The organism is Streptomyces sp. NPDC048623 (assembly GCF_040650755.1).
Lineage (GTDB): Bacteria > Actinomycetota > Actinomycetes > Streptomycetales > Streptomycetaceae > Streptomyces.
The window spans coordinates 47658-74199 of the sequence record NZ_JBEZHV010000020.1 but is presented as its reverse complement, the minus strand read 5'-3'; the positions used below and the strand labels follow the sequence as shown (position 1 = coordinate 74199).

Below are 26542 nucleotides of genomic sequence, written 5' to 3'. Positions count from 1 at the left end.
CCGCACCCACGACTATACGGATGTCCTACACGTCTGTCTATGACGACTGTATAGATTCTCACTGGGCGGTCAGCCCCGGCCGAGCACCACCGTTCCCGACGAGCAGAACCAGCCCCCCGTCCCCGACGCCACCGCCAGCTCCGGCAGCGAGCCGTCCGCCCTCCGCACCTGCAACCCCGGTGCCTCGCCCCGCAGTTGGCGTACCGCCTCGACCAGCAGGAACAGCCCCCGCATCCCCGGGTGGCAGGCGGACAGGCCCCCGCCGTCCGTGTTCACCGTCACCCGCCGGTCCTTCCCGGCGAAGTACGGGCCGCCCTCCCCCTTCGCGCAGAAGCCCAGGTCCTCCAGGGTCACCAGGGTCATGTAGGTGAAGGCGTCGTAGATCTCGGCGACGTCGACGTCCGCCGGGCGCACGCCCGCCCGCTCGAAGGCGAGCCGGCCGCTGACCGCCGCCGGAGAGACCGTGAAGTCCTCCCACTGGGACATCGCGGTGTGCGAGACGTGCTCGCCCGTGCCGAGGACCCACACCGGCGCCTTCGCCGTGTCCGGCACGTACTCCTCCGCCGCGAGCAGCACCGCGCAGCCCCCGTCGCTGCGGATGCAGCAGTGCAGCCTGGTGAAGGGGTCGGCGATCATCGGACCGCCCTGCACCTCGTCCACCGTGACCGGGTCGCGGAACATCGCCTCCGGGTTGAGCGCCGCGTGCGCCCGGGCCTCGACCGCGACCCCCGCCAGCTGCTCGATCGTGGTGCCGTACTCGTGCATGTGGCGGCGCGCGGCCATCGCGTACTTGGCGATCAGGCTGTGCCCGTACGGCACTTCGAACTGCAGCGGTCCGCGCGCCCCGAAGGAGAGGTTGCCGGTGCGCCGGCGCGCCCTGATGTCGGCGCGGGCGGTGGAGCCGTAGACGAGCAGCACGGCGTTGGCGTGCCCGGCGGCGATGGCGTCGGCGGCGTGCGCCGCCATGACCTCCCAGGTCGCGCCGCCGACGGAGGTGGAGTCCACCCAGCGCGGGCGAAGGCCCAGATACTCGGCCACCTCCACCGGCGCGAGGGTGCCGAGGCCCGCCGAGGCGAGGCCGTCGATCACGGAGCGGTCCAGGCCGCTGTCCGCGAGGGCGCGGCGGGCGGCCTGGGCGTGCAGGGCGTACGGCGTGGCGTCGTCGACCCGGCCGCAGTCGGAGAGGGATATGCCGACGACGGCGACGCGGCGACGGCGGTCCGTTGGGGTGGTGGGCATGAATCTGACGGTACATCAGATCCGGGTCCGCCACCCCACCTCGGTTCCGGCTCGACCGGAGGCTCCGGCGGTCTGTGCTTCTGGCCCGCGGGGTCCTAACATGACGGCCCGTCAGATACGGAGGGGAGCACCGTCCCATGGACACCGCCGCCGAGACCGAAGAGCACCAGGAGATCCGCCGCACCCTGCGCGAACTCCTCGCCAAACGCGCCGGACCGGCCGACATCCGCGCCGCCGTCACGACCCCCGAGGGGTACGACACCGGGCTCTGGGCCACCCTGGCCGGCACCCTCGGCCTCCCCGGGCTCGCTCTTCCCGCCGCGTACGGCGGGGTCGGCTGCGGCCCCGCCGAACTCGCCCTCGCCTGCGAGGAGGCGGGCCGCGTCCTCGCCCCCACGCCGCTGCTCGCCACCGGCGTCCTCGCCGCCCCGCTCCTCGCCGCCCTCGGCACCGGGCCGCAGCGCGCCGAACTGCTGCCCCGGATCGCCGCCGGCACCCTGACCTGCGCACTCGCCCTGCCCGGCGGCTCCCTCCCGCTCGCCCTCGGCCTCACCGGCGACAACGCCGCCACCCCGTGGGCGGGCGACGGGCGCTCCGGCGGCATCCAGGCCACCCCGCTGCCGGGCGGGGCGGGCTGGTCCCTGTACGGGGAGGCCGGCCATGTCCTCGACGGGCACAGCGCCGGGCTGCTCCTGGTCGCCGCGCACACCGGAGGCTTCCCGCGCAGCCGTACGCTGCTGTTCCTCGTACGGGCGGACGGGGAGGGCGCGGGCGTGGCGGGTGCGGCGGGTGCGGGTGCGGCGGGTGCAGGTGCGGGTGCAGGCGCCGGCGCGGTGGCCGGGCTCGTACGACGCAGGGAGCCCACCCTCGACCTCACGCGCTCCCAGGCGACCGTCCAACTGCGGGATGTGAAGGCCGAGTTGCTGGGTGAGGAGCCGCTCGACGTGCTCGGCGCGCTCGCCGCGACCGGGCGCACCGCCGCCGTCATGCTCGCCGCCGAGGCCGTCGGGGCGGCGCGCGGAGCGCTCGACCGGACCGTCGAACACGCCGCCACCCGCGAGCAGTTCGGGCGCCCCATCGGCTCCTTCCAGGCGCTGAAGCACCGGCTCGCGGACCTCCTCGTCCAGATCGAGTCGGCGCGCTCGCTCACGCACTGCGCGGCGGCCGAGGCGGCCGCGGGCGGCGAGGTCGGGGGAGCCGGGGGAGCCGGGGGCGGCGACCCCGTCTCCGCCGGGCTCGCCCTCGCCCAGGCCCTGGACGCCCAGCGCGCGGCCGCCGCCGAGACGATCCAGCTGCACGGTGGCATCGGCATCACCTGGGAGCACGACGCCCATCTGTACTTCAAGCGCGCGGCGGCCGACGAGCTGCTCTTCGGCCCCGCCGTCCGGCTGCGGGCGCGGGCCGCCGAGCGGGGCGGCCTCTTCGGCGGGACGCCTGGGTTCGGCGGGACCCCGGGGGAGGTGGCCTAGATGCCGGCCGGGCTGCGTCTGATCCAGAAGGTCTCCTCGACCCGCGCGTTCGCGAAGGTCGCCCCGCACGTCATCCCCGCCATGGACCGCGCCGTGCACCGGCTCACCGGCGGAAAGGTGCTGCTCAGCGCCCGGATGCTGCCGGGCGTGGTGCTCACCGCCAAGGGCGCGAGGTCAGGACGGCCCCGTGTCACCCCGCTGGCGTGCATGCCCGAGCCCGAGGGCAGCTGGCTGCTGATCGGCTCCAACTTCGGGCGTCCGGGGCACCCCGCCTGGACCGCCAATCTGCTGGCCCACCCGGACGCGGAGATCAGCTGGCGCGGCGAGAGCTTTCGCGTACGGGCCCGGCTGCTCGACGGCGACGAACGGGCCGCGGCCTGGAGCGCGGCGCTCGCCTTCTGGCCGCCGTACGCCACGTACCAGGCACGGATCGAGCGCGAGATACGCCTGTTCCGGCTGACGCGAGCGACCTGACGCGAGCGACCTGACACGGGCCGGAGTCGTACACCCGCGGAAAAACGCCGACGGCGGCCGCCCGTACGGATCGGGTACGGGCCGGGGCCGCCGCCGGCGCGACAGGACGGGTGAAGGGAGCGGGACGCTCCCCGGGCTACGGGCTGCGGGGCTACTTCGTCGGCTTCCTGCCGGTGATCCCCAGGTGCACCAACAGGGCGAGGTTCGGCTTGAGTTCGGCCTGCTTCACGCCCCAGGTCTGGAAGCCCTTCTGGTGGCCGGCGACCGCCGCCAGCATCGCCACCAGTGAGCCCGCCATCGCCGCGGGGCTGATGTCCTTGTCGACCTTGCCCTTCGACTGGAGCTCCTTCACCGCGTCCGTCAGGGAGTTGGTGACCGAGTTCAGGATCTTCATGCGGATCTTGTAGAACCGCTTGTCGCCCTCCGCGGCCCCGAGGTCCACCACCCGCAGGATCGCGTCGTGCTTGCGCCAGAAGTCCAGGAATCCCTCGACCAGGTCCTCGGACGTCTGCCAGCCGGCCTTGCCGACCCAGGAACGCCCGGAGACCAATTCGGTCAACCCTGCGCCTTCCTTGGCCATTTCCTCCGCGATCTCGAGGACGGCGCCCTCGACGTCAGGGAAGTACTGGTAGAACGTCGCGGGTGAAGTACCCGCCTTCCGGGCCACGTCGATGACCTTGACGTCCCGGTAGGGCGAGGAGCTGAGCATCTCGCCGAGGCAGTCGAGCAGCTTCTGCCGCGTCGCCTGGCCGCGTCGTCCGGCCACGCGGCCGTCGACGGTGCGTACTTGTCCTGTCATGCCGTCAGCTTACCGAGGGGTGATCGACGCGCGATTCGGCGAGTGCAAATGGGGTGCACCCCTGCCGGGAGGCCGTCGGCAGGCCGTCCGCAGGGCTCCGGGAAACCCCGTCCTGTCCCCTCCCGCCGCGTCCCGCGCCGCCCCGCCCTGTGGCCGTCATGCTTATTAACAGCCTGTGGACAACTTCGGTGGACAATTCGAGCGGCCAGGGGATGACAGGCCCCTTTGGCCGCACATATCCCCGCTGAAAGCGCGCGACCGCCCCGGCCGACCCATTCTGGTGGCATGGCCGCATTCGCACAGGGCACCCCTTGCTGGGTGGACGCGCAGCTTCCCGATCTCGAAGGGGGGAAGCGCTTCTACGGTGAGCTCTTCGGCTGGGGATTCGACCCCGCGCGGGACGAGGCGCTGCTGCGCGGGCGGCGGGTGGCCGGGCTCGTGCCGAAGCGGGACGGGCGGATGCCGACCACCTGGACCGTGTATCTGGCCGCCGACGACGCCGGGGAGATGGCCGCCCGGGTGAAGGCGGCGGGCGGGCAGATGATCATGGAGCCGTATCCCGTCGGGCCCTTCGGGGTGCTCGCGCTGGCCGCGGACCCCGGCGGGGCCGTGCTCGGCCTGCGGCAGGCGGGGGACGCCGACGGCTTCGAGGTCACCGGCGAGCCCGGGTCCTTCTGCTGGATGGAGGTGTACACCCGGGAGCCGGCCAAGGTCGACACCTTCTACGCCACCGTCTTCGGCTGGCTCGGCCGCCAGGTCGACCCCGCCGACGAGGGGCGCGGCGCGGACTTCGACTACCGCGTGTGGTCGCCGCCCGGGTCCCGGCCCGACGACGAGACCGCCGTCTTCGGCGGCCGGGCCGTGATCACCGACGCGTTCCCGGCCGAGATGCCGGGCCATGTGCTCGTCTACTTCGCCGTCCGCGACTGCGACGAGGCCTGCGCCACCGCCGTCCGGCTCGGCGGCCGGGTCGCCGAGGGCCCCGTCGACACCCCGCACGGCCGCATCGCCGTCCTCCACGACAACCAGGGCGCCCGCTTCGCCGTCCTGGCCGAGCCCGCCGCCGAGCCGGCCCCCGATCCCGTCCCCGATTCCGCCGCCGAGCCGGCTCCCGATCCCGCCGCCGAGCCCGCCGCCGAGCCGGCCTCCGACCGGGAGGAACCGGACACGGAGCGCACCGACACACCCGCCGCCCCGCCCTCCGACACGCCTGCGAAATGAGATAGGACACCCCGATCCGCCCCCGGGTTCGCAACCACCGCCCCGGACAGGAACAATCAGGGGCCACGGGGCCGTAATCTCATGGCCCTACGGGGAGGTGGCAGGCAAGTGGAGCAGCTGACGCAGCACGACCCGAGAAGGATCGGGCCCTTCGAGGTGCTGGGCCGGCTCGGCGCGGGCGGAATGGGCCTCGTGTATCTCGCGCGCTCGGCGTCCGGGCGGCGCGTGGCGATCAAGACCGTGCGGACGGAGCTCGCCGAGGACCAGCTGTTCCGGGTCCGTTTCACCCGCGAGGTGGAGGCCGCGCGCGCGGTCTCCGGCTTCTACACCGCGGCCGTCGTCGACGCCGACCCGCGCGCCGCCGTGCCGTGGCTCGCGACCGCGTACGTCCCCGCGCCCTCGCTCGAGGAGATAGTGAACGAGTGCGGGCCGCTCCCGGCCCAGGCGGTGCGCTGGCTCGCGGCCGGTGTCGCCGAGGCCCTGCAGTCCATCCACGGTGCCGGCCTCGTCCACCGCGACCTCAAGCCGTCCAACGTCCTCGTCGTCGAGGACGGCCCCCGGGTGATCGACTTCGGCATCGCGTCGGGCGTCTCGAACACGCGCCTGACCATGACCAACGTCGCCGTCGGCACCCCCGCCTACATGTCGCCCGAGCAGGCCCGCGACTCGCGCAGCGTCACCGGCGCCAGCGATGTCTTCTCGCTCGGCTCGATGCTGGTGTTCGCCGCCACCGGGCACGCCCCCTTCCACGGCGCCAACCCGGTCGAGACGGTCTTCATGCTGCTGCGCGAGGGCCCGGACCTGGCGGGTCTGCCGGACGAGCTGCGGCCGCTGATCGACGCGTGCATGCAGATGGACGTCGCCCAGCGGCCCACCCCCGCCGACCTCCAGGCGATGCTCGCCCCGCATCTCTTCGGCTCGGGCGAGGACGACAGCGGCACGGCCGCCGCCTGGCTGCCGCAGAGCGCCGTCGCCATGATCGAGACCCGGCGCGGCGGCCGGACCACCCCGCAGCCCCCGGCGCAGCCGCCCATGCCGCCGCGCCCGCCGCGCGGCCCCGCCGAGCGCGGCGGCGACCCGCGCTTCCCGGGCGGCCGCCACGCCGGTCCGGCCGGCGACCCCGCCCCGTCGTCCGTACCCGCCTCCGTGCCCGGGTCCGCGCCGGCCTCCGACCCCGGTCCGGTACGCCTCGCCGGTGCCGCCGTGCCGATCGGCCCCGGCCCCCGGGTGGCCGACACCCGGGCCGCCGTCCGGATCGGCCCGGGCTCCTCGGCCGACACGGCCACCGGCTGGATCCGGCCGCCCGGCGGGGGTGCGCACGGCGCCGAACCGGGCCCGCCGCCCGGCTCCCGCCCGCTGCCCGGCCCCGCCCGTACCCCGGACGCCACCGGGGCCGCCGGGGCCGCCACCCAGGCGCACGAGGCGCCGGGGCACTGGCGGCCGTGGCGCTTCCGCATGTCGAACGACGTGTGGGGCACCCCCGTGGTCGACGGCGACCTGCTCTACGTCACCTCCTTCGAGGTGCACGCGCTCGACACGGCGAGCGGCCGGCGCCAGTTCAAGACCCGCGACGTCGCCTGGTCGATGGCCGTGGCCGGCGGCCGGATCCACGCCTCCGACGGCCCGACCCTCTACGCCCTCGACGCGCACGACGGCGGCGAGCGCTGGCGGCTGCACACGGACGCCTGGGTGTACTCCCTCCAGGTGGACCACGGCACCGTCGTCACCGGCACCCGGGGCGGCGGCGTGCAGGCCTGGGAGGCCTCCAACGGCGCCAAGCTGTGGGAGCTCACCGGCGCCCAGACCGACTTCGAGACCCCCGAGGGCGGCCCGGCCGTGCACGGCGACACCGTGTACGTGTGGCGCGACGCCCGGCTGGCCGCGCTCGACGCCCGTACGGGCGCGGAGCGCTGGTCGTACCCGATCGGCGACGCCGCCTCCTGCGCCCAGGTGCCGGTGCGGCTCGCCCCGGCCGAGGACGGCTGCGTGTACGTGGCGGCCGGCACCCGGGTGCTGTCGGTGGACATCGCGAGCGGGCATGTGCGCTGGCACTTCGAGGCGCCGGCGGTGTTCCTGTCGGCGCCCGCCTTCGCGCCGGGGCCCGCGGTCACCGGCGGCGGGGTGTACCTCGCCGACCACCTCGGCACGGTGTACGCGCTCGACGCCACGACCGGCAAGGACCGCTGGCGGATCGCGACCGAGCCACGTCAGTCCACCGAGCCGGTCCTCGTCGCGGCGGGGAACGTGCACGTCGGCAGCGGCAGCGCGCTCTACACCCTCGACGCGGTCACCGGCACCCCGAAGTGGCGGTTCGCGGCGGGCGGCGAGCTGATCGGCGCGCCGGTCGTCGCCGACGGCCGGGTGCACTTCGGCTCCGCCGACCACGTCCTCTACACGCTGGACGCGAGCGGCGGCCAGCTGCGCTGGAAGCTGGCGACCGGCGGCGAGATCACCGGCTCGCCGGTGGCCCGCAACGGCGTGGTGTACGCGTGCAGCAAGGACCGCTGTGTGTACGCGCTCGACGCGGTGAAGGGCACGGCGACCAACCGCGGCGCGTAGCCGCGCGTAGCCCGTACGGGTGATCAGGCCCGGTGCTCCGGGGGCGGCGGGATCTCGTCGCGCCCCGGGTCCCAGGGCACGTCGGAGGACGGCGGCGGGGCCTGCTCCGGCGGATGTCCCTGCTCCGGCGGCGGGCCGTCGAGGGTCGGGTGCGTGGGTACGTGGGGTTGGTCGACCCGCGTGACGTGCGGTTTCGGGCGCCCCGACATCACGACCGCGCCGATGAGCAGCAGCACCCCGCCGCCGAGCGCGTTCGCGACGCCGTCGCCGAGGCCGCGCCCGTCGGAGCCGACGGTGAGGCTGCCCCGGGCCTCGCCGACCTGGACCATCCACAGGATGGTGAAGCCGAGGACGACGAGGCCGGCGAGGGCGACGAGCAGACGGCTGCGGAAGACCACCCCGGCCAGGGTGAGCACGGCGGCGAAGGCGAACGGCAGCAGGATCGAACCGATGACCTCGGCCTTGGTGTCGGTGATGCCGGAGAAGAGGTCCTCGATCGGATAGTCGCGCCCGTGACGGCCGTCGTACCAGGCACGGAAGGGGCTCCAGACGGCGGCCGTCGCTCCGGCGAGCGCCAGGACCGAGCCGACGATGTTGCGGATCACCGATCGGCCTCCTCATGAGTCCGGCTCTCGCTGTCGACGCTACGCCGGGTGCGGGGGGCCTGCCATGCGGAGCCGGGGCGGCGCTAGGGTGACGTGCGCACGGCGACACGGTGGGACGGACGGACAGGGGCGGGGTCATGGTGCGCACCAGGCTGAAGCTGGCGGCGACGCTCACGGTGGTGGTGCTCGCGCTGACCGGCTTCCAGACGAGCAGCGGCGGCGGCACCAGCACCGGCAAGCCGGGCAAGGTCAAGAGCACCAGCAAGAGCAAGAGCGGCAGCAGCGGCGGCGGCTGCTCCAGCTCCAAGAAGAAGAACGACGACTACGACGACGATGACGAGGGCTCCACGTACACGCCCTCGCCGAGCTCGTCCTCTCCGGCCTCCGACCTCGTCATCGAGGTGTTCGACTGCGTGGAGCCCGGCCAGAAGAAGTCCGGGAGCGAGCCGGACCGCGAGGCCGACACCACCGCGTCGATCCGGGTGACGCCGCGGGACGGGGTGTCCGGGACCTATCGCGTCGCCCTGGAGTTCGAGCGGAGCGACGGCTCGCCGGTCGACCTGGGCGAGATCGTGATCGACGTGAAGACCCCGGACGCCAAGATCTACGACGTCGCGATGAAGCACCCGGGGACCGTCGCAGAGGTGAAGAGGTGCACCCTCGGGGACGTGATCCGGCAGCCCGAGTCCACGCCGACCCCCACCGCAACCGCTTCCTGAGACGCCCGGTAAAAGCGGGCCCCGGAGTCCAGTAGGGTGTCGTGCGCCTGTCAACGTGCTTTCCGGACAGGCGCACTGTCTATGCACTCGCACACTCGCACACACTCAACGGGGGTTGAAGCGTGAAGCTTCGTCATGTCCGTGCCATCGCCGTCTTCGGTCTCGCCGTCGTCGCCCTCACCGGCGCCCGCGGTTCGCACGGTGCCGGCTGTGGCGGCGGCAGCAGCCACGGTTCCGGCAGCTCCAACCACTCCAGCAGCGGCTCCGACGGCAGCAGCACCAGCGGCTCCAGCGGTTCCTCGGGCAGCGTCAGCGGCGTCGGCGGCTCGTCGAGGGACCGCGCCATGCGCGACATCAAGATCGACGAGTGCGCGCTCAGCGCGGACGGCAAGAAGCTGGTCGCCAAGCTGACCTTCACCAACAGTGACTCCTCGGCGTACCTGTACGACGCCACCCTGCAGTTCAAGGGTGACGCCGGGAAGACCGTCGACCTCGCGATCGCGCAGGTCGACGACCTGCGGGTGGAGGGCGGCGCCTCGAAGTCCACCGAGGCGAGCACCCCGTACACCGGCAAGGGCGACGGCTCCGAGTACACCAAGTGCGAGGTCGCCTTCGCCAACCGCACCACCGCCTGACGCCTCGCTCCAGCCGCGTCGGCCCAGCGCTGTCAGCGCAGCCGATAGCCCCCGTCCCCGCCCCTGCTCCGCCGCCCCGTGAACAGCTCCGCCTGCCGCTCCGGCGGCAGGTTCCCGAGCGTCACCAGGTGCGGGGCCTGGGCGAGGGCCTGGGACCTCGCGGCCTCCCTGGCCGTCCACAGGGCCCGTACCGTCCCCTGTACGGCCTCCGTCGGCCAGCCGGCGATCACCTCGGCGGCGCGCACAGCCGCTGTCAGCGCTCCGCCGCGCTCGGTCAGCTCGCTGACCAGGCCGGTCTCGTACGCGCGCCGCGCCGAGATGCGTTCGGCGCCGCCCATCAGGGCCATCCGGGCGACCTCCCCGAACGGCATCCGCTGCGCCATGTGGATGGACTCGAAGGCGCTGACCATCCCGTAGGTGACATGCGGGTCGAAGAACTCGGCGCCCTCGCCCGCGATCAGGAACTCGGCCTCGCCGAGCAGATAGAAGGCGCCGCCGCAGGCCATGCCCTCGACGGCGGCGATCACCGGCTTCCACAGGTCGTTGGCCTTGGGGCCGAGGGCGATCAGGGGATCGTCGATCGTGTACGGGGACGAGGGCTGCGGCACCCGCCCGGCGTCGGCGCGGTCGATGCCGGTGCAGAAGGCCCGCCCCCCGGCGCCGGTGACGACGATCGCGCGGACCTCGTCCTCGTACCGGAATCCGCGCCAGATCTCGCCGAGCCGCCGCGCCATCTCCAGGGTGACGGCGTTGTGCTTCTCGGGCCGGTCGAGGGTGACGACGGCGACCCCGGTCTCCCTGTCCCGCGTGACGTCAATGCTCATCCGCGCTCCAGGAGCCAGCGGGGCACGGTGACACCGTCGATCGTGGTGAAGGCGACCTTCACCGCGGCGCCGATGCGCAGCCGGGCCGGGTCGACCGAGTTCAGGGGCGCGTCGGGGGCGCTGACGACGTTGCCGGCGAGGCGGATGCGGGGGGCGTCGGCGAGTTCGACGAGGACCACGTTGTAGGGGGCCTGGGCGGCGTAGTCGGGCAGCAGCGGCGGGTGGGGGAGGACGTACGACCAGATCCGGCCACGCCCGGACATGAGCCGCCAGGTGCTGTCGAAGGACCGGCAGTGCGGGCAGCAGGGGCGGGGCGGGAAGCGAAGCTCGCCGCAGTCGGCGCACTCCTGGACGCGCAGTTCGCCCTGGGCGGCGTACTCCCAGAAGGGCGCGCCGTCCTCGTCGGTGACAGGGGTCAGCATCGGGTGCTCAGCTCCTCAGGAGAAGTGCGGAGGTGGGGACGCCCTCGCCGGCGGTGACGAGGCAGGTGGCGGCGTCCGGGACCTGGGCGGTGGAGACGCCGCGGAGCTGCTTGACGCCCTCGGTGATGAGGTTGAAGCCGTGGACGTACGCCTCGGAGAGGCCGCCGCCGCCGGTGTTGAGGGGCAGCCGGCCGCCGATCTCCAGGGCGCCCCCTTCGGTGAAGGCGGCGCCTTCTCCGCGGGCGCAGAATCCGTAGCCTTCGAGGGAGAGCGGGACGAGCGGGGTGAAGGCGTCGTAGATCTGGGCGACGTCGACGTCCTGGGGTCCGAAGTCGGCCTGTTTCCACAGGTGTCGGGCGGCGGTCCAGGCGGGTCCGGTGAGCGGGTCGTCGTTCCAGTAGTTGACCATGCCGTGGTGCTGGGCGGGCAGGCCCTGGGCGGCGGCGTGGACGAGGACGGGCCGGTGGCGGCAGTCGCGGGCGCGCTCGGCGGAGACGACGACGCAGGCGAGCGCGCCGTCGGTCTCCAGGCAGTTGTCGAAGAGGCAGAGGGGTTCGCTGATCCAGCGGGAGGTCATGTACATCTCGCGGGTCAGCGGCCGCTCGTACATGATCGCGTCGGGGTTCTGGTTGGCCCGGTTGCGGCAGGCGAGGGCGACGTTGAACAGGTGGTCGCGGGTGGCGCCGTACTCGTGCAGGTAGCGGCGGGCGAGCATGCCGATCTCGTCGGCGGGCCGGAGCAGTCCGAAGGGCCGGGTCCACTGGCCGGGGGTGGGCAGCTGGGCCCGGGTGTTCTTCCAGGGCCGGGGGCCGGAGCCGCGCTTCCGGGACCGCCAGGCGACGCCGACGCTGGCCTGCCCGGTGGCGACGGCGGCGGCGAGGTGGGCGACGGTGGCGCAGGAACCGCCGCCGCCGTAGCCGACCTTGGAGAAGAAGGTCACGTCGCCGGCCCCGATGGCCTTCGCCACCTCCACCTCGTCCGTCTCCTCCATCGTGTACGAGGCGAAGGCGTCGACGTCGGAGGGTGCGATGCCGGCGTCGTCGAGGGCGGCCAGGATCGCCCGGCAGGCGAGGGCCTTCTCGGACTCGGGGAGGTGTCTGGCGAAGGGTGTCTGGCCGATTCCGACGATGGCGGTGCGGTCCTTGAGCAAGGTGAACCCCCAGGCTCTTCCTCATGGCTGACAGTGCGTCAGGCTACAGCTAATCTGACGGTCAGTCAGCTACGGAGGGGTGGGCGCGATGGACCGGGTCTCGGAGTGCGGCTCGATACCGGAGTTGGTGCGCTGGGCGGCCGAGCGGTACGGGCCGGGCGAGGCGGTCGTCGAGGGCCGAACCCGTGTCTCGTACGCGGAGCTGGGGGAGCGGGTGGAGCGCGCGGCGGCCGGGTGCATGGCCTCCGGCGTACGGGCCGGGGACCGGGTGGCGATCTGGGCGCCGAACACGCTCGACTGGATCGTCGCCGCGCTCGGCGCGGTGAGCGCGGGCGCGGTCCTGGTCCCGCTGAACACCCGCTTCAAGGGCACGGAGGCGGCGGACGTCCTGGCCCGGTCCGGGGCTCGACTCCTCTTCGTGACGGGCACGTTCCTGGGGACCTCGTACGTCGCCTCGCTGCGCCGCGCCGGGGTCGAACTCCCCCGTCTGGAGCGGGTGGTGGTGTTCAGTGACACGGTGCCGGACGACGACCCGGCGTACGTGACGTGGAGGTCCTTCCTGGCGGCGGGCGACGGGGTGGATCCGGCGGCGGTACGGGCGCGGGGCGCCGCCGTCTCGCCCTCCTCCCCCTCCGACATCATCTACACCTCGGGCACCACCGGCCGCCCCAAGGGCGCCGTCATCACCCATGAGCAGACCCTGCGCTGTTACGAGGTGTGGAGCGAGCTCGCCGGGCTGCGCGAGGGCGACCGCTATCTGATCGTGAACCCCTTCTTCCACACCTTCGGCTACAAGGCCGGGATCATCGCGTGCCTGCTGCGCGGAGCGGTGATGGTGCCGCAGTCGGTCTTCACCGTGGACACGGTCCTGGCCAACATCGCGGCGGAGCGGGTGACGGTCCTCCCCGGCCCGCCGACCCTCCACCAGTCGCTCCTCGACCACCCGTCCCGCACCGCCCACGACCTCTCCAGCCTCCGCCTGGTCGTCACCGGCGCGGCGGTGGTCCCGCTGCGGCTCGTGGAGCGGCTGCGGTCGGAGCTGGGGGTGGCCACGGTCCTCACGGCGTACGGCCTCTCCGAGGCGAGCGGCATCGTCACGATGTGCCGGCGCGGCGACCCGGCGGAGGTCATCGCGAGCACCTCGGGCCGCGCGATCCCGGACACGGAGGTCCGCCTGTCGTCCTCGGGCGAGGTCCTGGTCCGCGGCTTCCACGTCATGCGCGGCTACTTCGAGGACGCGGAGGCCACGGCGGCGGCGGTCGACGGGGACGGCTGGCTGCACACGGGCGACGTGGGCGTCCTCGACCCCTCGGGCAACCTCCGCATCACCGACCGGATCAAGGACATGTTCATCGTCGGCGGCTTCAACGCCTACCCGGCGGAGATCGAGCAACTGCTCGGCCTCCACCCCGACATCGCCGACGCCGCGGTGATCGGCATCCCGGACCCGCGGCTCGGCGAGGTGGGCAAGGCGTACGTGGTCCGGCGCGCGGGTTCGACCCTGACGGCCGACGACGTCATCGCCTGGTCGCGGAGGGAGATGGCGAACTACAAGGTCCCGAGGCGGGTCGAGTTCGTCGCGGAGCTGCCGCGGAACGCGAGCGGCAAGGTGGTGAAGGGGGTGCTGCGGGGGCGCGAGGAGCGCTGACGGCGGTGCCCCGTACGCCAAGGGCCCGGACCGGTTACCCGGCCCGGGCCCTCCCCCCTGCGCGCGCGTGGCGTGCCGGCCGCGGCGACCTGCGGTCCCCACCGCCTGCCGTCCCGGCCGGATCCGATCATGGCCGACCTCGAACGCGGGAGCGAGCGCTTCGCGCCGAATCCGTCAGGTCCATGGCCGAAAGGCGCCGGATGGAACGTGCCGGAGGGGCCGGGCGTATCGCCCGACCCCTCCGCGTTCGGGTCCGTACGGACCGCGCGGGGCCCTGCCCCAGGTTTCCCCCCGGTCCCCTGGGTGCGTCCCCCGAGCCCCGCGCTCCCTACGACCCGCCCGGCCCCGGCGACTCCCCCGATGGCGCCGCCGGAACCGTCCCCCTCGATGGAGCGGCTTGTGAGGCTGCCGTCAGATCGTCTCGCCGGTGGCGTGGGAGTCGAGCGGCTTGATCGGCTCACTGGTCGCGTGCGAGTCCAGCGTCGTGATGCCGCTGGTCGCTACGTCGAGCGGCTCGCTCGTGGCGTGCGAGTCCAGCGTGGTGATCTCCTCGCCGGTGGCGTGCGAGTCAGCGGGCTTGAGGTTGTCGGCCATGGAGTCGACTCCTGAAATTGTCGGACTGGCGGATAGAAGAGCCGTCCGCCCGGCGATTCCCCCGTGAATCGCCGGGCGGACGACGTCCAAAGCCGATCACCTTAACGGTGGGGCCTCGTGCCGATTCGTCTGCCCCCCGACGCGACGGATCGACAACTCCTAGAGTGATGGGTCGCGATAAACGATTGATGAACGCCCAGTCCAGACCGCCCAGTCCAGACCGCCCAGTCCAGACCGGCCGGCCGGACCGCGCCGCGTCAGGCCGCCGCGGCCGGGTGGAGGAGGCCCCGGACCTCCTCGGCCTCGGGGGAGGCCAGCTTCTCGAAGACGGCGAGGGCATCGCCCCAGCAGGCCCGCGCCCGGTCGATCTGCCCGAGTCCGGCCAGGCTCCGTCCCAGGACGGTGAGGATGTTCGCCCGCCGCCAGTCGCCCCCGATGCCGTGGAGCACGGACAGAGCCTGCTCGGCGCTGGACGCGGCCGCCGCGTGCTTGCGGTCGGTGAGATGGACCTCGGCCAGCCGGAACAGGGTCATGCCGTGCCACAACTGCTGTCGGCTCTCCTGGAAGACAGCCAGCGCCTCCGTCAGCACGTCCCGCGCCCGGGACGTCTGCCCGGCGGCCGTGAGCGCGAGTCCCAGGGCGTACTTGCCGTTCGCGAGCCGCAGGGCCAGCCCGGCGTCGGCGGACTCGTAGATCGCGATGCCCTGCTTCGCGAGATCCACGGCACCCGCGACCCGGCCGGTCGCCAGATGCACCCGGGAGAGGTTGCACAGCGCGCTCGCCTCGCCGGGATGGTTCGCGTCGGCGCGGAAAGCCTCCCGGGCCTTCGAAAGATGGTCCTCCGCGTCCGCGTGCCGGTTCTCGTAGAGGGCGAGGATGCCCCGCTCGTTCGGTGCGTTCGCCAGCGTCCAGGGATCCTGGGAGTCCCGGCTCAGCTCGTCCGCGATGCGCGCCTCCTCCGCGGCCTCCTCGAACCGGCCTGCGGTGCTGTACACCTGGCTGAGGGTCGTGCGGGCACGCCCCTCCGAGCGGGCGTCGCCGAAGCCGCGCGCGGCATCCCGGACCGCCTTCGCGGCCGTCTCGTAGCGATGCGCGTTGGCTCCCGACTCGGCGAGGTCCTTCGCCGCCATCAGCAGGTCCACCGCCCGGCGCAGGAACGGCCGCCCCAGTGACTGCTGGGCGCAGCCGAGCACGCACTCGGCCTCGGCGTGCAGCCAGTCCAGAGCCTGGCCCGCGGCGGAGAAGACCAGCCCGGCGTGGGCGGTGGTCTCCAGGTGGTCCACCGTACGGTCGCCCGGGCGCTCGATCGCGTACACCTGCGCCGCCGTCGACAGGTAGAAGTCGAGGAGGCGGGAGAGGGCGAGGTCCCGTTCCGCCGGGGGCTGTTCGTCGCTCCCCTGGCCTTTGGCATGGGGGACCCCAGCGCACGCGCGCGCGTACAGCCGCACCAGGTCGTGGTACCGGTAGCGGCCCGGGGCCGCGGACTCCAGGAGGGAGGTGTCGACCAGGGCCTCCAGGAGGTCCTCCGTCTGCCATTCGGGGAGGTCCAGGACCGCGGCCGCGGCCGCCAGCGAGATGTCCGGGCCGTCGGCGAGGCCGAGGAGGCGGAAGGCGCGGGCCTGGGCGGGCTCCAGTTGGCCGTAGCCGAGTTCGAAGGTGGCCTTGACCGCGAGGTCGCCCGCCTGGAGCTCGTCGAGGCGCCGCCGCTCGTCGCCGAGCTTGGCGGCGAGGACGGAGACCGTCCAGGTGCGCCGCGCGGCGAGCCGCGAGGCCGCGATGCGGATCGCGAGCGGCAGGAAGCCGCACGCCGCGACCACGTCGAGCGCCGCCTCCCGCTCGGCCCCCACCCGCTCCTCGCCCACGATGCGGGTGAAGAGCTGGAGCGCCTCCTCGGGGGACATGACGTCCAGGTCGACGAGGTGCGCGCCGGCCAGGTCGAGCATGCGGATGCGGCTGGTGACCAGGGCCGCGCAGCCGGCGGTACCGGGCAGCAGGGGGCGGATCTGGGCGGCGTCGCGGGCGTTGTCCAGCAGCACCAGGACCCGTCGGCCGTCCAGCGTGGAGCGGTAGAGCGCGGCGCGCTCGTCGAGCGAGTCCGGGATCGCCGAGTCCGGCGTGCCGAGCGCCCGCAGGAACGCGCCGAGCACCGCCTCCGGCGCCGCCGCCCGCGCGCCCGCGCCCTGGAGGTCGACGTACAGCTGCCCGTCCGGGAAGTGCGGGCGGGCCGCGTGGGCGACGTGCACGGCGAGCGTGGTCTTGCCGACGCCGCCGATGCCGGCGAGCGCGGAGACCGCCATCACGGAGCCCTCGGCGGTGGCGAGCCGGCCGCCCAGTTCCCGTACGAAGGCGGCGCGGCCGGTGAAGTCGGGCACCGTGGCGGGGAGCTGGGCGGGGCGGGCGACGGGCGCGGCGGCCGGGGGCTGTTCCTCGACGGGCCGGGCGAGTTCGGCGTCGGCCTGGAGGATCCGCTGCTGGAGCCGGGAGAGTTCGGGGGTGGGGTCGACGCCCAGCTCGTCGGCGAGGAGGCGCCGGGTGTCGGCGTAGACGGCGAGCGCCTCGGCCTGCCGGCCGGACCGGTAAAGGGCGAGCATGAGCAGCTCGCGGAGCCGCTCGCGCAGCGGGTGCGCGGCGGTGAGGGCGGTGAGTTCGGAGACGGCCTCGGCGTGCGCGCCGACCTCCAGGTCGAGGTCGAGGCGGCTCTCCAGGAGCTGGAGCCGCCACTCCTCCAGGCGCGTGCGCTGGGTCTCGGCGTACGGCCCGGGCACGGAGGCCAGCGCCTCGCCGTCCCACAGCGCGAGCGCCTCGTTCAGCCGGTCGCGGGCCGCGTGCCGCCGCCCGCCGCCGCGCAGCTTCTCCGCGTCGGCGGCCAGGTCGTGCGCGGCGGTCAGATCGAGCGCGGTGGTGCGGATGGCGTACCCGCCGGACTCGCTGACGAGCACGCCCGGGTCGAGGACCTTGCGCAGCCGGGAGGCGTACGTACGGACGGCGGCGAGCGCCTGCGACGGCGGCTCCTCGCCCCAGATGCCGTCGATGAGCTCACCGGCGGTGGCGGTCCGCCCGTCCCGCAGCAGCAGGGCCGCGAGCAGCGCGCGCTGCTGCGGCGACCCGGTGGGCAGCGCCTTCCCGCCCCGGGCGGCCCGCACGGGCCCGAGCACGGCGAAGCTCAGCCCGGCCGCCTCGGCGACGCCCGTACCGGCGCCGGTGACGCCCGTACCCGCTCCGGCGACGCCCGTACGCGCGTCCGTGCCCGCCTCCGCACCCTCGCCGGTGCCGCCGGCCGGTGCCGGTGCCGGTGCCGGGTTCGGTGTTCGCTGTCCCGGAACGCGCGGCCCGTTCTCACGGTCCATAAGTCCCCCTGCCCGTACCGCTGGTTTCGCCCAAGACAGTCTGCCTTGTCCGGAGGGCGCGCGTCAGCATCGGGTCCGTCGATCCGGAGCGGTGCGCACCGGCCGTCGAAGGGCCGCCCGCACCAGTTTACTGACGGATCGTCAGATCGGCGCTACCGTGAGACGCATGGAGAGCTTCCCCAAGATCATCTCGGTGGACGACCACACCGTGGAGCCCCCGCACGTCTGGCAGGACCGGCTCCCGTCCCGGTATCGCGACTCCGCCCCCCGGATCGTCCGTGCCCCGCTGAAGGAAATGACCTTTCTGGGTGGAAAGTTCGCCCCTGTGATGGGCGCCAAAGGGGACGAAGGCCCCATCGGTGACTGGTGGGTCTACGAGGATCTGCACCGCCCGCTCACCCGGCTCGACACCGCCGTCGGCCACGACCGGGACGAGATACGGCTGGAGATCATCACGTACGAGCAGATGCGGCCGGGCTCGTACAGCGTCCCCGACCGCCTCGCCGACATGGACGTCAACCACGTCCAGTCCGCGCTCTGTTTCCCGACCTTCCCCCGGTTCTGTGGACAGACCTTCACCGAAGCTTCCGATCGTGAACTCGGTCTCCTCGGCGTCCAGGCCTACAACGACTGGATGGTCGAGGAGTGGTGCGGGCCCGAGGCGCGGGGCCGGCTGATCCCGCTGACCCTGATCCCGCTGTGGGACCCCGAGCTCGCCGCCGCCGAGGTGCGGCGCAACGCGGCGCGCGGCGTGCGGGCGGTGGCCTTCTCCGAGATCCCGCCGCATCTCGGGCTCCCCTCGGTCCACACCGACCACTGGGACCCCTTCCTGCGCGCCTGCGACGAGACCGGCACCGTGATCGCGATGCACATCGGCTCGTCCAGCCGCATGCCGTCCACCTCGGCCGACGCGCCGCCGGCGGTCGGCTCCACCATCACCTTCGCCAACTGCTGCTTCTCGATGGTCGACTGGCTGATGAGCGGAAAGTTCGAGCGCTTCCCGAACCTGCGGATCATGTACGCGGAGGGCCAGATCGGCTGGATCCCGTACATCCTCGAACGCGCGGACGTCGTGTGGGAGGAGAACCGCGGCTGGGGCGGGGTCGCCGAGAAGGTGCTGCGGCCGCCGTCGGAGCTGTTCGCCGAACACGTCTACGGCTGCTTCTTCGACGACGCCTTCGGGCTGCGCAACCTCGACGCGATCGGCGTGGGCAACGTGCTGTACGAGACGGACTACCCGCACTCGGACTCCACCTGGCCCAGGTCGAGGGAGGTCGGCGAGGCGCAGATGGGGCACCTGGCGCCGGATGTGGTGGAGCGGATCGTGCGGGGCAACGCGATCGAGCTGCTCGGGCTGACGGAGGACGGCCTCTGGGCGCCGTGAGCGGGGTGGGGGCTCGTCCGGGCCCCGGGCGAGCCCCCGGCCGGCCCCCTCCGTCACCCGGTCGGCCCCCTCCGTCACCCGGTCGGCCCTCTCCGTCACCCGGCCGGTCCGGTACGCCCCGGCTCGCGCGCCCACCGCGCGGCGGTGTGGGCGCGGTCCTCGTCGTCCTGGGAGCCGGCGAGGGCCGCGTACCCCACGGCGTCACGGACGGACCGCTTCTCGGTTTGATGCCGGAGCCCGGCGTCCTCGACCGCTTGCCACTGGCGTGCGCGCTCGAAGTGACCGTCGATGCGTGCCGCGCGCTCCAGCGGCTCCGGCTCCTCGTCCCTGTCGATCCGGGCCACCGTCGCTCAGATCTTGATCACGCGGATGCCGGACCCGCACAGAGCGGCCAGGTCCTCCGGGTCGGAGGTCAGGACCGTCACCGGAGCCGGAGAGGACAGCGCCGTCGCGGCCACGAGGGCGTCGAGGGCGTAGTCGTGGCCGTGCAGGCCGGCGCCCGCCAGGAGTTTGCAGGCCAGGCGGGCGATGGCCTCGCTGGGGGGAATCACGTTCACGCGCGAGATGGCGTAGTCGAAGCGGGCCTGGGGAACCCGGGCGTCCCGGGCCTCGACGAGGGTGACGGAACTGGTCACGACCCGGATGTCCTCGGCCTCGGCCGCCACGAGCCATTCGAGGAGGTCCGTGGAGCGCCGTACCAGCAGGGACAGGCCCTCGCAGTCCAGGACGAGTGTCCCGTTCACGCGGCGTCCGCCGGCCTCGCACTCTGGCCGCGGAGCATCGCGCGCTTCGTCTCGACGGCGGCGGCGTCGGCCGGGCCGAGTTCCGCCTCGGCGTCCTCGATCAGCTCGCGCAGCCGCTCCCGCTCCAGCTGACGCTGGATGAGGGACTCGATGTACGCGGACATGCCGCGCCTGCCGGTGCGCTCCTTGAGCGCGGCGATCGTCCCCTCGTGCAGGGAGACGGAGACGGGTCGGGTCGGGCCCTCGCCGGGGCCGGGCAGCTCGCTCACGGAGTGAATGATAGCAGCCGATTAACAATCCGATTGTTATTTTCCGTCGCTTCTGCCCGACCCCTTGCCTGACGGCGCGCCGGCGGACAGCATGACCCCTCGACCAGAACTGACGGAACGTCAGATAGGGGAGTCCCATGAGTCCCACGGTGGTCTACGGGATCCAGCTGCCCGTCCAGTCCCAGAGCACCCTCTACGCCGAATCCTGGGAGGCCGCCGCCGGCCCCGCCGACCTGCTCGCCGTCGCCCGTACCGCCGACGCCCACGGCTACGACTACGTCGCCTGCTGCGACCACGTCGCCATCCCGCGCCGGCTCGCCGCCGCGATGAGCACCGTCTGGTACGACCCGGTGGCCACGCTCGCGTACCTCGCCGCCGCCACCGAGCGGGTCCGGCTGCTCTCGCACGTCGCCGTCGTGGGGCTGCGCCACCCGCTGGTCACGGCCAAGGCGTACGCGACGCTCGACCATCTTTCCGGGGGCCGGCTCGTCCTCGGGGTCGGGGCCGGGCATGTGCGGGAGGAGTTCGAGGCGGTCGGGGCGGACTTCGCCGGGCGCGGCGGGGTGCTCGACGAGACGATCGACGCGCTGCGGGCGGCCCTCGGGCCCGAGGAGTTCCCGGAGCACGGCGGCGAGCGCTTCGCCTTCCGTGACCTCGGCCAGCGGCCCCGGCCCGCGCAGCCCCGCGTCCCCGTCTGGGTGGGCGGCTCCTCGCCGGCCGCCGTGCGGCGGGCCGCGCTCAAGGGCGACGGCTGGCTGCCGCAGGGCGACCCGCGCGACCGGCTTCCCGCCCAGATCGCGACGCTGCGGCGGCTGCGCGCCGAGGCCGGGATCGAGGCCCCGGTCACGGTCGGCGCGATCACCGAGGCGCTGTACGTCGGCGAGCCCGCCTGGGACACCGGCCGCCGCACTTTGAGCGGCAAGCCGCAGGCCCTCGCCGAGTCCCTGCGCGCCTACGGCGCGATGGGCGTGCAGCAGATCCAGGTGCGCTTCCGCTCCCGGAGCCGTACCGAACTCACCGACCAGATGGCCGCGTTCGCGACCGAGGTCGCCCCCCACCTCTAGGAGGACCGCCGCATGGGCAAGCTGGACGGACGCGTCGTCGTCATCACGGGCGCGGCGCGCGGACAGGGCGAGCAGGAGGCGCGGCTCTTCGCCGCCGAGGGGGCGCGGGTGGTGCTCGGCGACGTCCTGGACGCCCCGGGCGAGGCGCTCGCCAAGGAGCTGGAGGAGGAGCTGGGGGAGGGGCGGGCCGCGTACGTCCACCTCGACGTGACGAGCGAGGCGGACTGGACGGCGGCCGTCGCGGCGGCCAAGGAGCGCTTCGGGCGGATCGACGGCCTGGTGAACAACGCGGGCATCCTGCGCTTCAACGAGCTGGTGTCGACGCCGCTGGCGGAGTTCCAGGCCCTGGTCCAGGTCAACCAGGTCGGCTGCTTCCTGGGCATCAGGACGGTCGCGCCCGAGATCGCGGCGGCCGGCGGCGGCACGATCGTCAACACCGCCTCGTACACGGGCGTCACGGGCATGGCGGGGGTCGGGGCGTACGCGGCGACCAAGCACGCCGTCCTCGGGCTCACCCGGGTCGCGGCGCTGGAGCTGGCGGGGAAGGGCATCCGGGTCAACGCGGTCTGCCCGGGCGCGATCGACACCGCGATGAGCAGTCCGGAGGGCGTGGACCCGGCGGCCACCGCCGAGCTCTACCGCAGCCTCGTGCCGCTGGGCCGGATCGGGCGGCCCGAGGAGGTGGCGGCCCTCGCGCTGTTCCTGACGGGCGGGGAGTCGTCGTACATCACGGGGCAGCCGTTCGTGATCGACGGCGGCTGGCTGGCGGGCGTGAGCCTGTTCTGACGTATAGATCTGACGCATCGTCAGGTATTGACACGACCGGACCGCATCCAAGAATCTGACGACACGTCAGAAACAGGGTGGCAGAAACTCACAAGGGCGGTGAACTTCCTTGGAATTCGGGATCTTCGTACAGGGATACGTCGGCAAGCGCGCCGAGACCGATCCCGAGGCCGAGCACAAGGCACTCATGGAGGAGACCGAGTACGTCATCCAGGCGGACCGGTCGAACTTCAAGTACGCCTGGGCCTCCGAGCACCACTTCCTGGAGGAGTACTCCCACCTCTCCGCCAACGACGTCTACCTCGGCTACCTCGCCCACGCCACCGAGCGCATCCACCTCGGCTCCGGCATCTTCAACCCGCTCGCCCAGGTCAACCACCCGGTGAAGGTGGCCGAGAAGGTCGCCATGCTCGACCATCTCTCCGGCGGCCGCTTCGAGTTCGGCTCCGGCCGCGGCGCCGGCTCCCACGAGATCCTCGGCTTCTTCCCGGGCATCACGGACATGAACCACACCAAGGAGGTGTGGGAGGAGACCATCGCCGAGTTCCCCAAGATGTGGCTCCAGGAGGAGTACGAGGGCTTCCAGGGCAAGCACTGGTCGCTCCCGCCGCGCAAGATCCTGCCCAAGCCGTACGGCAGGTCCCACCCGGCGATGTGGTACGCGGCCGGGTCCCCGTCCTCGTACGCCATGGCGGGGCGGAAGGGGCTCGGCGTCCTCGGCTTCAGCGTGCAGAAGGTCTCCGACATGGAGTGGGTCGTCGAGTCCTACAAGACCGCGGTCAAGGAGGCGAAGGCGGTCGGCGACTTCGTCAACGACAACGTCATGGTGACGTCCACGGCGATCTGCGCCGAGACCCACGACAAGGCCGTCGAGATCGCGGTGGGCGGCGGGCTCAACTACCTCCAGTCGTTGCTGTTCCGCTACCACGACACCTTCCCGCGGCCCGAGGGCATCCCGGAGTGGCCCGAACTCCTCCCCGAGTACTCCGCGGAGATCATCGAACTCCTCATCGCCGAGGAACTGATGATCTGCGGCGACCCGGGCGAGGTGCTGGCCCAGTGCAGGCGGTGGGAGCAGGCGGGGGCGGACCAGCTGTCCTTCGGGCTGCCGATCGGCATCTCCTACGAGGACACGATGAACACGATCAAGCTGATCGGCGAGCACGTGATCCCGCGGATCGACACGGACCCGATCCACCGCACCACCCGCTTCCGGCAGTCCGCGGGGAGCTGACGCACAGCGCGGGGCGGTGTCTTCCCGGACCGCCGTCCCGTATCGGCCCCGGCCGGAGGCCGTTCCGCGGCGGCCCCGGGCCGGGGCGCACCCGTGTACGGACGTGCGGAAGTCCACGTACAGGCACGTACAGGCACGTACAGGCACGTACAGAAAGGGACCGCCATGCTCGACCACCTGATCAAGGGAGCCACCGTCGTGGACGGCACCGGCGCCCCCGCCCGTACCGCCGACGTCGGGATCAAGGACGGGCGCCTCACCTTCCCCGGGCCGGGCGCGGCCGCCCGTACCACCGAGGACGCCGGCGGGCTCGTCCTCGCGCCCGGGTTCGTCGACCCGCACACCCACTACGACGCGCAGTTGTTCTGGGACCCGTACGCCACCCCGTCCATGAACCACGGCGTCACCACCGTCTCCGGCGGCAACTGCGGCTTCACGCTCGCGCCGCTCCACCCGGACCGGCCCGCGGACGCCGACTACACGCGCCGGATGATGTCCAAGGTCGAGGGGATGGCGCTGGCCGCGCTGGAGGAGGGCGTCGACTGGTCGTGGTCGTCCTTCGCCGAGTACCTGGACGCGCTCGAAGGGCGGATCGCGGTCAACGCCGGCTTCATGGTCGGGCACTGCGCCCTGCGCCGCTATGTGATGGGCGCGGACGCGGTCGGCGGGCAGCCCACGGAGGAGCAGCTCGGCGAGATGACCGGCCTCCTCAAGGACGCCATGCGCGCCGGCGCCTGGGGCCTGTCCACCACCCAGTCGTCCACCCACTCCGACGGCGACGGCGCCCCCGTCGCGTCCCGCCACGCCGGCCCCGCCGAACTGATCGCCCTGTCGAAGGCCGTCGGCGAGCACGAGGGCACGCAGATCGAGGCGATCGTCGCCGGCTGTCTCGACCAGTTCTCGGACACCGAGATCGATCTCCTCGTGGAGATGAGCGCCGCCGCGGGCCGCCCCCTCAACTGGAACGTCCTCACCATCGACGCCGCCGTCCCCGAACGCGTCCCGCGCCAGCTCCTCGCCTCCGAGCGGGCCCGCAAGTCCGGCGGCAGGATCGTCGCGCTCACCATGCCGATCCTCACGCCCATGAACATGTCGCTCGGCACCTTCTGCGCCCTCAACCTCATCCCGGGCTGGGGCGAGATCCTCTCCCTCCCCCTCCCCGAGCGGATCGCGAGGCTCCGCGACCCGGCCGTACGGGCCGAGATGCTGCGCCGCGCCGACTCCAGGGAGGCCGGCGTCTTCCGGCGCCTGGCGAACTTCGGCCGGTACGTCATCGGCGACACGTACACCCCCGAGAACGAGGGCCTGACCGGGCGCGTCGTCCGCGACATCGCCGCCGAGCGCGGCCAGGACCCCTTCCAGGCCCTCGTCGAGATCTGCGCCAACGACGACCTGCGCACGGTCCTGTGGCCGATGCCCACCGACAACGACCCGGCGTCCTGGGCGCTGCGCGCCGAGACCTGGAGTCACGAGGACGTGCTGCTCGGCGGCTCCGACGCGGGCGCGCATCTGGACCGGATGTGCGGGGCGCCGTACACGACCCGTTTCCTCGGCGACTGTCTGCGCGGGCGGAAGCTGGTGCCCCTGGAGCAGGCCGTGAAGATGCTGAGCGACGACCCGGCCCGGCTGTTCGGGCTGCGCGAGCGCGGCCGGATCGCCGAGGGCCACCACGCCGACCTGGTGCTCTTCGACCCCGAGCGGATCGACGCGGGCCCGGCGACCCTGGTGCACGACCTGCCGGGCGACAGCCCGCGCCTGGACTCGCGGGCCGTCGGCATCGTGTCGGTGCGGGTCAACGGCGTGGAGACGGTACGGGACGACGAGGTGACGGGCGCGATCCCGGGGCGGGTGCTGCGCTCGGGCCGGGACACGAGGACGGTGAGCACGCGATGAGCATCACGGAGCGGCTGTATATAGGGGGCGAGTGGGTCGAGCCCGACGGCGGGCACTACGAGGTGATCGACCCCGCCACCGAGGAGGTCGTCGGGCTCGCTCCGGAGGCGAGCAGGCGCCAGGTGTACGAGGCCGCCGAGGCCGCCCGTACCGCCTTCGCCGCCTGGTCCCGTACGCGCCCCGAGGAGCGCGCCGCGATCCTCGACCGGGCCGCCGGCCTGATGGCCCGCGACGCCGAGGCGAACACCCTGCTCGCCCGCGCCGAGACCGGCGCCACGACCGCGACGGCCCGCGGCATGCAGGTGGCGGTCGGCGCCTCCCGCTTCCGGCGGTACGCGCGCGGCGCCCTGGAGCCGGTCGAGCAGGCGCTGCCGCCGCAGATCAACGAGGCCGGGCCGATGGGGAGGGCGGGGGTGTTCGGGGCCGTGGCGGTACGGCGCCCGGTGGGGGTGGTCACCTGCATCACCTCGTACAACAACCCCTGGGCGAACCCGGCGGGCAAGATCGCCCCGGCGCTCGCCATGGGCAACACGGTCGTGGTGAAGCCCGCCCCGCAGGACCCGCTGTCCGTCTTCGCGATGACCCGGGCCCTGGCGGAGGCCGGGGTCCCGGCCGGGGTGGTCAACGTGGTCACCGGCTCGGCGCCCGCCGTGGGCGAGGCGGCCGTGGACTCGCCGGCGGTCGACATGGTCTCCTTCACCGGCTCGACGGGCGTCGGCCAGGCGATCGGCGAGGTGTGCGGGCGCGCCCTGAAGCGGCAGCTGATGGAGCTGGGCGGCAAGGGCGCGGCGCTGGTGTTCGACGACGCCGACCTGGACGCGGCCGTGGCGGGCATCGGCACCACCTTCTCCTTCTACAGCGGCCAGATCTGTACGGCCCCGACCCGGGTGATCGCCCAGCGCGGGATCTACGAGCGCCTGGTCGAGAGGCTGGCCGCCTACGCCGGGCAGCTGAAGGTCGGCGATCCGGCGGAGCGCGGCACGGTGGTCGGCCCGGTGATCTCGGCGGCCCACCGCGACCGGGTGGAGGCGTACGTGGAGCTCGGCCGGAAGGAGGGCGCGCGGGTGGTCACGGGCGGCGAGCGGCCTCACCTGGGGCAGGGTTTCTACGTGGCGCCGACGCTGCTCGCCGACTGCACGAGTGAGATGCGGGTGGTCCGGGAGGAGATCTTCGGCCCGGTGGTGGTCGTGGTGCCCTTCGACGACGAGGAGGAGGGTGTCGCACTCGCGAACGACAGCGACTACGGACTGATCGACTACGTCTGGTCCGGGGACGTGGCCTGCGCCTTCCGTGTCGCGGGCCGGCTGCGGGCCGGCGGGGTCGGCGTGAACACGATCGGCCGGAACATGGAGGCGCCGTTCGGCGGCTTCAAGAAGAGCGGTGTGGGGCGGGACGTCGGCTCGTACGCGCTGCACGCGTACAGCGAGCTGCAGGCGGTCGTCTGGCCGGGGTGACGCACGCCAC

General features: G+C 73.2%; 24 protein-coding genes. 13 read left to right on the top strand and 11 right to left on the bottom strand.

All coding sequences use genetic code 11. From position 1 onward, the window contains the following. Nucleotides 1–69: 69 nt before the first annotated feature. Nucleotides 70–1239: an acetyl-CoA acetyltransferase gene (locus AB0C73_RS26080; RefSeq protein ID WP_362534570.1), complete on the bottom strand. Its 1170-nt coding sequence runs from the start codon at nt 1237–1239 to the stop codon at nt 70–72. A gap of 137 nt (nt 1240–1376) precedes the next feature. Between AB0C73_RS26080 and AB0C73_RS26075 the strand changes: the two genes are divergently transcribed. Beyond that, the gene (locus AB0C73_RS26075) at nt 1377–2708 is read left to right on the top strand and encodes an acyl-CoA dehydrogenase family protein (protein WP_362534568.1); all 1332 of its coding nucleotides are present in this window, start codon (nt 1377–1379) and stop codon (nt 2706–2708) included. Continuing rightward, nucleotides 2709–3182, top strand: coding sequence for a nitroreductase family deazaflavin-dependent oxidoreductase (locus tag AB0C73_RS26070; RefSeq protein ID WP_362534565.1), 474 nt, complete (start codon nt 2709–2711; stop codon nt 3180–3182). Between the two features lie 151 nt (nt 3183–3333). On the opposite strand, the gene AB0C73_RS26065 is transcribed toward AB0C73_RS26070, so the two are convergent. After that, on the bottom strand, nt 3334–3981 hold the full coding sequence (locus tag AB0C73_RS26065; RefSeq protein ID WP_362534563.1) for a TetR family transcriptional regulator: 648 nt from the start codon (nt 3979–3981) through the stop codon (nt 3334–3336). Nucleotides 3982–4266: 285 nt separating this feature from the next. Between AB0C73_RS26065 and AB0C73_RS26060 the strand changes: the two genes are divergently transcribed. After that, nucleotides 4267–5202, top strand: a complete 936-nt coding sequence (locus AB0C73_RS26060; protein WP_362534560.1) for a VOC family protein — start codon at nt 4267–4269, stop codon at nt 5200–5202. Between the two features lie 108 nt (nt 5203–5310). Next, nucleotides 5311–7761, top strand: coding sequence for a PQQ-binding-like beta-propeller repeat protein (locus tag AB0C73_RS26055; protein WP_362534558.1), 2451 nt, complete (start codon nt 5311–5313; stop codon nt 7759–7761). 23 nt (nt 7762–7784) lie between these two features. Here AB0C73_RS26055 and AB0C73_RS26050 read toward each other — a convergent pair whose 3' ends face one another. Beyond that, nucleotides 7785–8366 carry a hypothetical protein gene (locus AB0C73_RS26050; RefSeq protein ID WP_362534556.1) on the bottom strand — a complete coding sequence of 194 codons (582 nt, stop codon included), beginning with the start codon at nt 8364–8366 and terminating at the stop codon, nt 7785–7787. 137 nt (nt 8367–8503) lie between these two features. Between AB0C73_RS26050 and AB0C73_RS26045 the strand changes: the two genes are divergently transcribed. Next, nucleotides 8504–9085 (top strand): hypothetical protein, encoded by a 582-nt coding sequence (locus AB0C73_RS26045; protein WP_362534554.1) that lies wholly within the window; start codon nt 8504–8506, stop codon nt 9083–9085. A gap of 122 nt (nt 9086–9207) precedes the next feature. Beyond that, nucleotides 9208–9720, top strand: coding sequence for a hypothetical protein (locus tag AB0C73_RS26040; RefSeq protein ID WP_362534552.1), 513 nt, complete (start codon nt 9208–9210; stop codon nt 9718–9720). A 32-nt stretch (nt 9721–9752) separates the two neighbouring features. On the opposite strand, the gene AB0C73_RS26035 is transcribed toward AB0C73_RS26040, so the two are convergent. The 3 genes from AB0C73_RS26035 to AB0C73_RS26025 are packed head-to-tail and all read right to left on the bottom strand — an operon-like array spanning nt 9753 to nt 12116. Then, a complete protein-coding gene (locus AB0C73_RS26035; RefSeq protein WP_362534550.1) occupies nt 9753–10544 on the bottom strand; it encodes an enoyl-CoA hydratase/isomerase family protein in 792 nt (263 codons plus the stop codon). Then, complete coding sequence (locus AB0C73_RS26030) at nt 10541–10966, bottom strand: OB-fold domain-containing protein (RefSeq protein WP_362534548.1); 426 nt, start codon at nt 10964–10966, stop codon at nt 10541–10543. The genes AB0C73_RS26035 and AB0C73_RS26030 overlap by 4 nt, the downstream gene beginning before the upstream one ends. Nucleotides 10967–10973: 7 nt before the next feature. Next, nucleotides 10974–12116, bottom strand: coding sequence for a lipid-transfer protein (locus AB0C73_RS26025; protein ID WP_362534545.1), 1143 nt, complete (start codon nt 12114–12116; stop codon nt 10974–10976). 88 nt (nt 12117–12204) lie between these two features. Between AB0C73_RS26025 and AB0C73_RS26020 the strand changes: the two genes are divergently transcribed. Next, complete coding sequence (locus AB0C73_RS26020; protein ID WP_362534542.1) at nt 12205–13764, top strand: FadD3 family acyl-CoA ligase; 1560 nt, start codon at nt 12205–12207, stop codon at nt 13762–13764. A gap of 411 nt (nt 13765–14175) precedes the next feature. Here AB0C73_RS26020 and AB0C73_RS26015 read toward each other — a convergent pair whose 3' ends face one another. Beyond that, on the bottom strand, nt 14176–14358 hold the full coding sequence (locus tag AB0C73_RS26015) for a hypothetical protein (protein WP_362534539.1): 183 nt from the start codon (nt 14356–14358) through the stop codon (nt 14176–14178). Nucleotides 14359–14615: 257 nt separating this feature from the next. Beyond that, nucleotides 14616–17705, bottom strand: a complete 3090-nt coding sequence (locus tag AB0C73_RS26010; RefSeq protein ID WP_362534537.1) for a BTAD domain-containing putative transcriptional regulator — start codon at nt 17703–17705, stop codon at nt 14616–14618. Between the two features lie 166 nt (nt 17706–17871). Here AB0C73_RS26010 and AB0C73_RS26005 point away from each other — a divergent pair, with 166 nt between their 5' ends. Next, the gene (locus tag AB0C73_RS26005) at nt 17872–19089 is read left to right on the top strand and encodes an amidohydrolase family protein (RefSeq protein ID WP_362534534.1); all 1218 of its coding nucleotides are present in this window, start codon (nt 17872–17874) and stop codon (nt 19087–19089) included. Nucleotides 19090–19184: 95 nt separating this feature from the next. Here the strand turns inward: AB0C73_RS26005 and AB0C73_RS26000 are convergent, their stop codons facing one another. Genes AB0C73_RS26000 through AB0C73_RS25990 form a run of 3 tightly spaced genes read right to left on the bottom strand, consistent with a single transcriptional unit; the run spans nt 19185 to nt 20101 of the window. Next, nucleotides 19185–19433, bottom strand: coding sequence for a hypothetical protein (locus tag AB0C73_RS26000; RefSeq protein ID WP_362534532.1), 249 nt, complete (start codon nt 19431–19433; stop codon nt 19185–19187). A 6-nt stretch (nt 19434–19439) separates the two neighbouring features. After that, a complete protein-coding gene (locus AB0C73_RS25995) occupies nt 19440–19832 on the bottom strand; it encodes a DNA-binding protein (RefSeq protein WP_362534530.1) in 393 nt (130 codons plus the stop codon). Then, nucleotides 19829–20101, bottom strand: a complete 273-nt coding sequence (locus AB0C73_RS25990; protein WP_362534527.1) for a hypothetical protein — start codon at nt 20099–20101, stop codon at nt 19829–19831. The genes AB0C73_RS25995 and AB0C73_RS25990 overlap by 4 nt, the downstream gene beginning before the upstream one ends. 137 nt (nt 20102–20238) lie before the next feature. On the opposite strand from AB0C73_RS25990, the gene AB0C73_RS25985 reads away from it, so the two are divergent. The 5 genes from AB0C73_RS25985 to AB0C73_RS25965 all read left to right on the top strand — a co-directional run bounded on the left by AB0C73_RS25985 (nt 20239) and on the right by AB0C73_RS25965 (nt 26532). Beyond that, the gene (locus AB0C73_RS25985) at nt 20239–21165 is read left to right on the top strand and encodes a TIGR03619 family F420-dependent LLM class oxidoreductase (protein WP_362534526.1); all 927 of its coding nucleotides are present in this window, start codon (nt 20239–20241) and stop codon (nt 21163–21165) included. A 12-nt stretch (nt 21166–21177) separates the two neighbouring features. Beyond that, a complete protein-coding gene (locus AB0C73_RS25980) occupies nt 21178–21951 on the top strand; it encodes a glucose 1-dehydrogenase (RefSeq protein WP_362534523.1) in 774 nt (257 codons plus the stop codon). Between the two features lie 109 nt (nt 21952–22060). Further along, nucleotides 22061–23185: an LLM class flavin-dependent oxidoreductase gene (locus AB0C73_RS25975; protein ID WP_362534520.1), complete on the top strand. Its 1125-nt coding sequence runs from the start codon at nt 22061–22063 to the stop codon at nt 23183–23185. 165 nt (nt 23186–23350) lie between these two features. Continuing rightward, nucleotides 23351–25078 carry a D-aminoacylase gene (locus AB0C73_RS25970; RefSeq protein WP_362534517.1) on the top strand — a complete coding sequence of 576 codons (1728 nt, stop codon included), beginning with the start codon at nt 23351–23353 and terminating at the stop codon, nt 25076–25078. Further along, nucleotides 25075–26532 carry an aldehyde dehydrogenase family protein gene (locus tag AB0C73_RS25965; protein ID WP_362534516.1) on the top strand — a complete coding sequence of 486 codons (1458 nt, stop codon included), beginning with the start codon at nt 25075–25077 and terminating at the stop codon, nt 26530–26532. The genes AB0C73_RS25970 and AB0C73_RS25965 overlap by 4 nt, the downstream gene beginning before the upstream one ends. Nucleotides 26533–26542 lie beyond the last annotated feature (10 nt).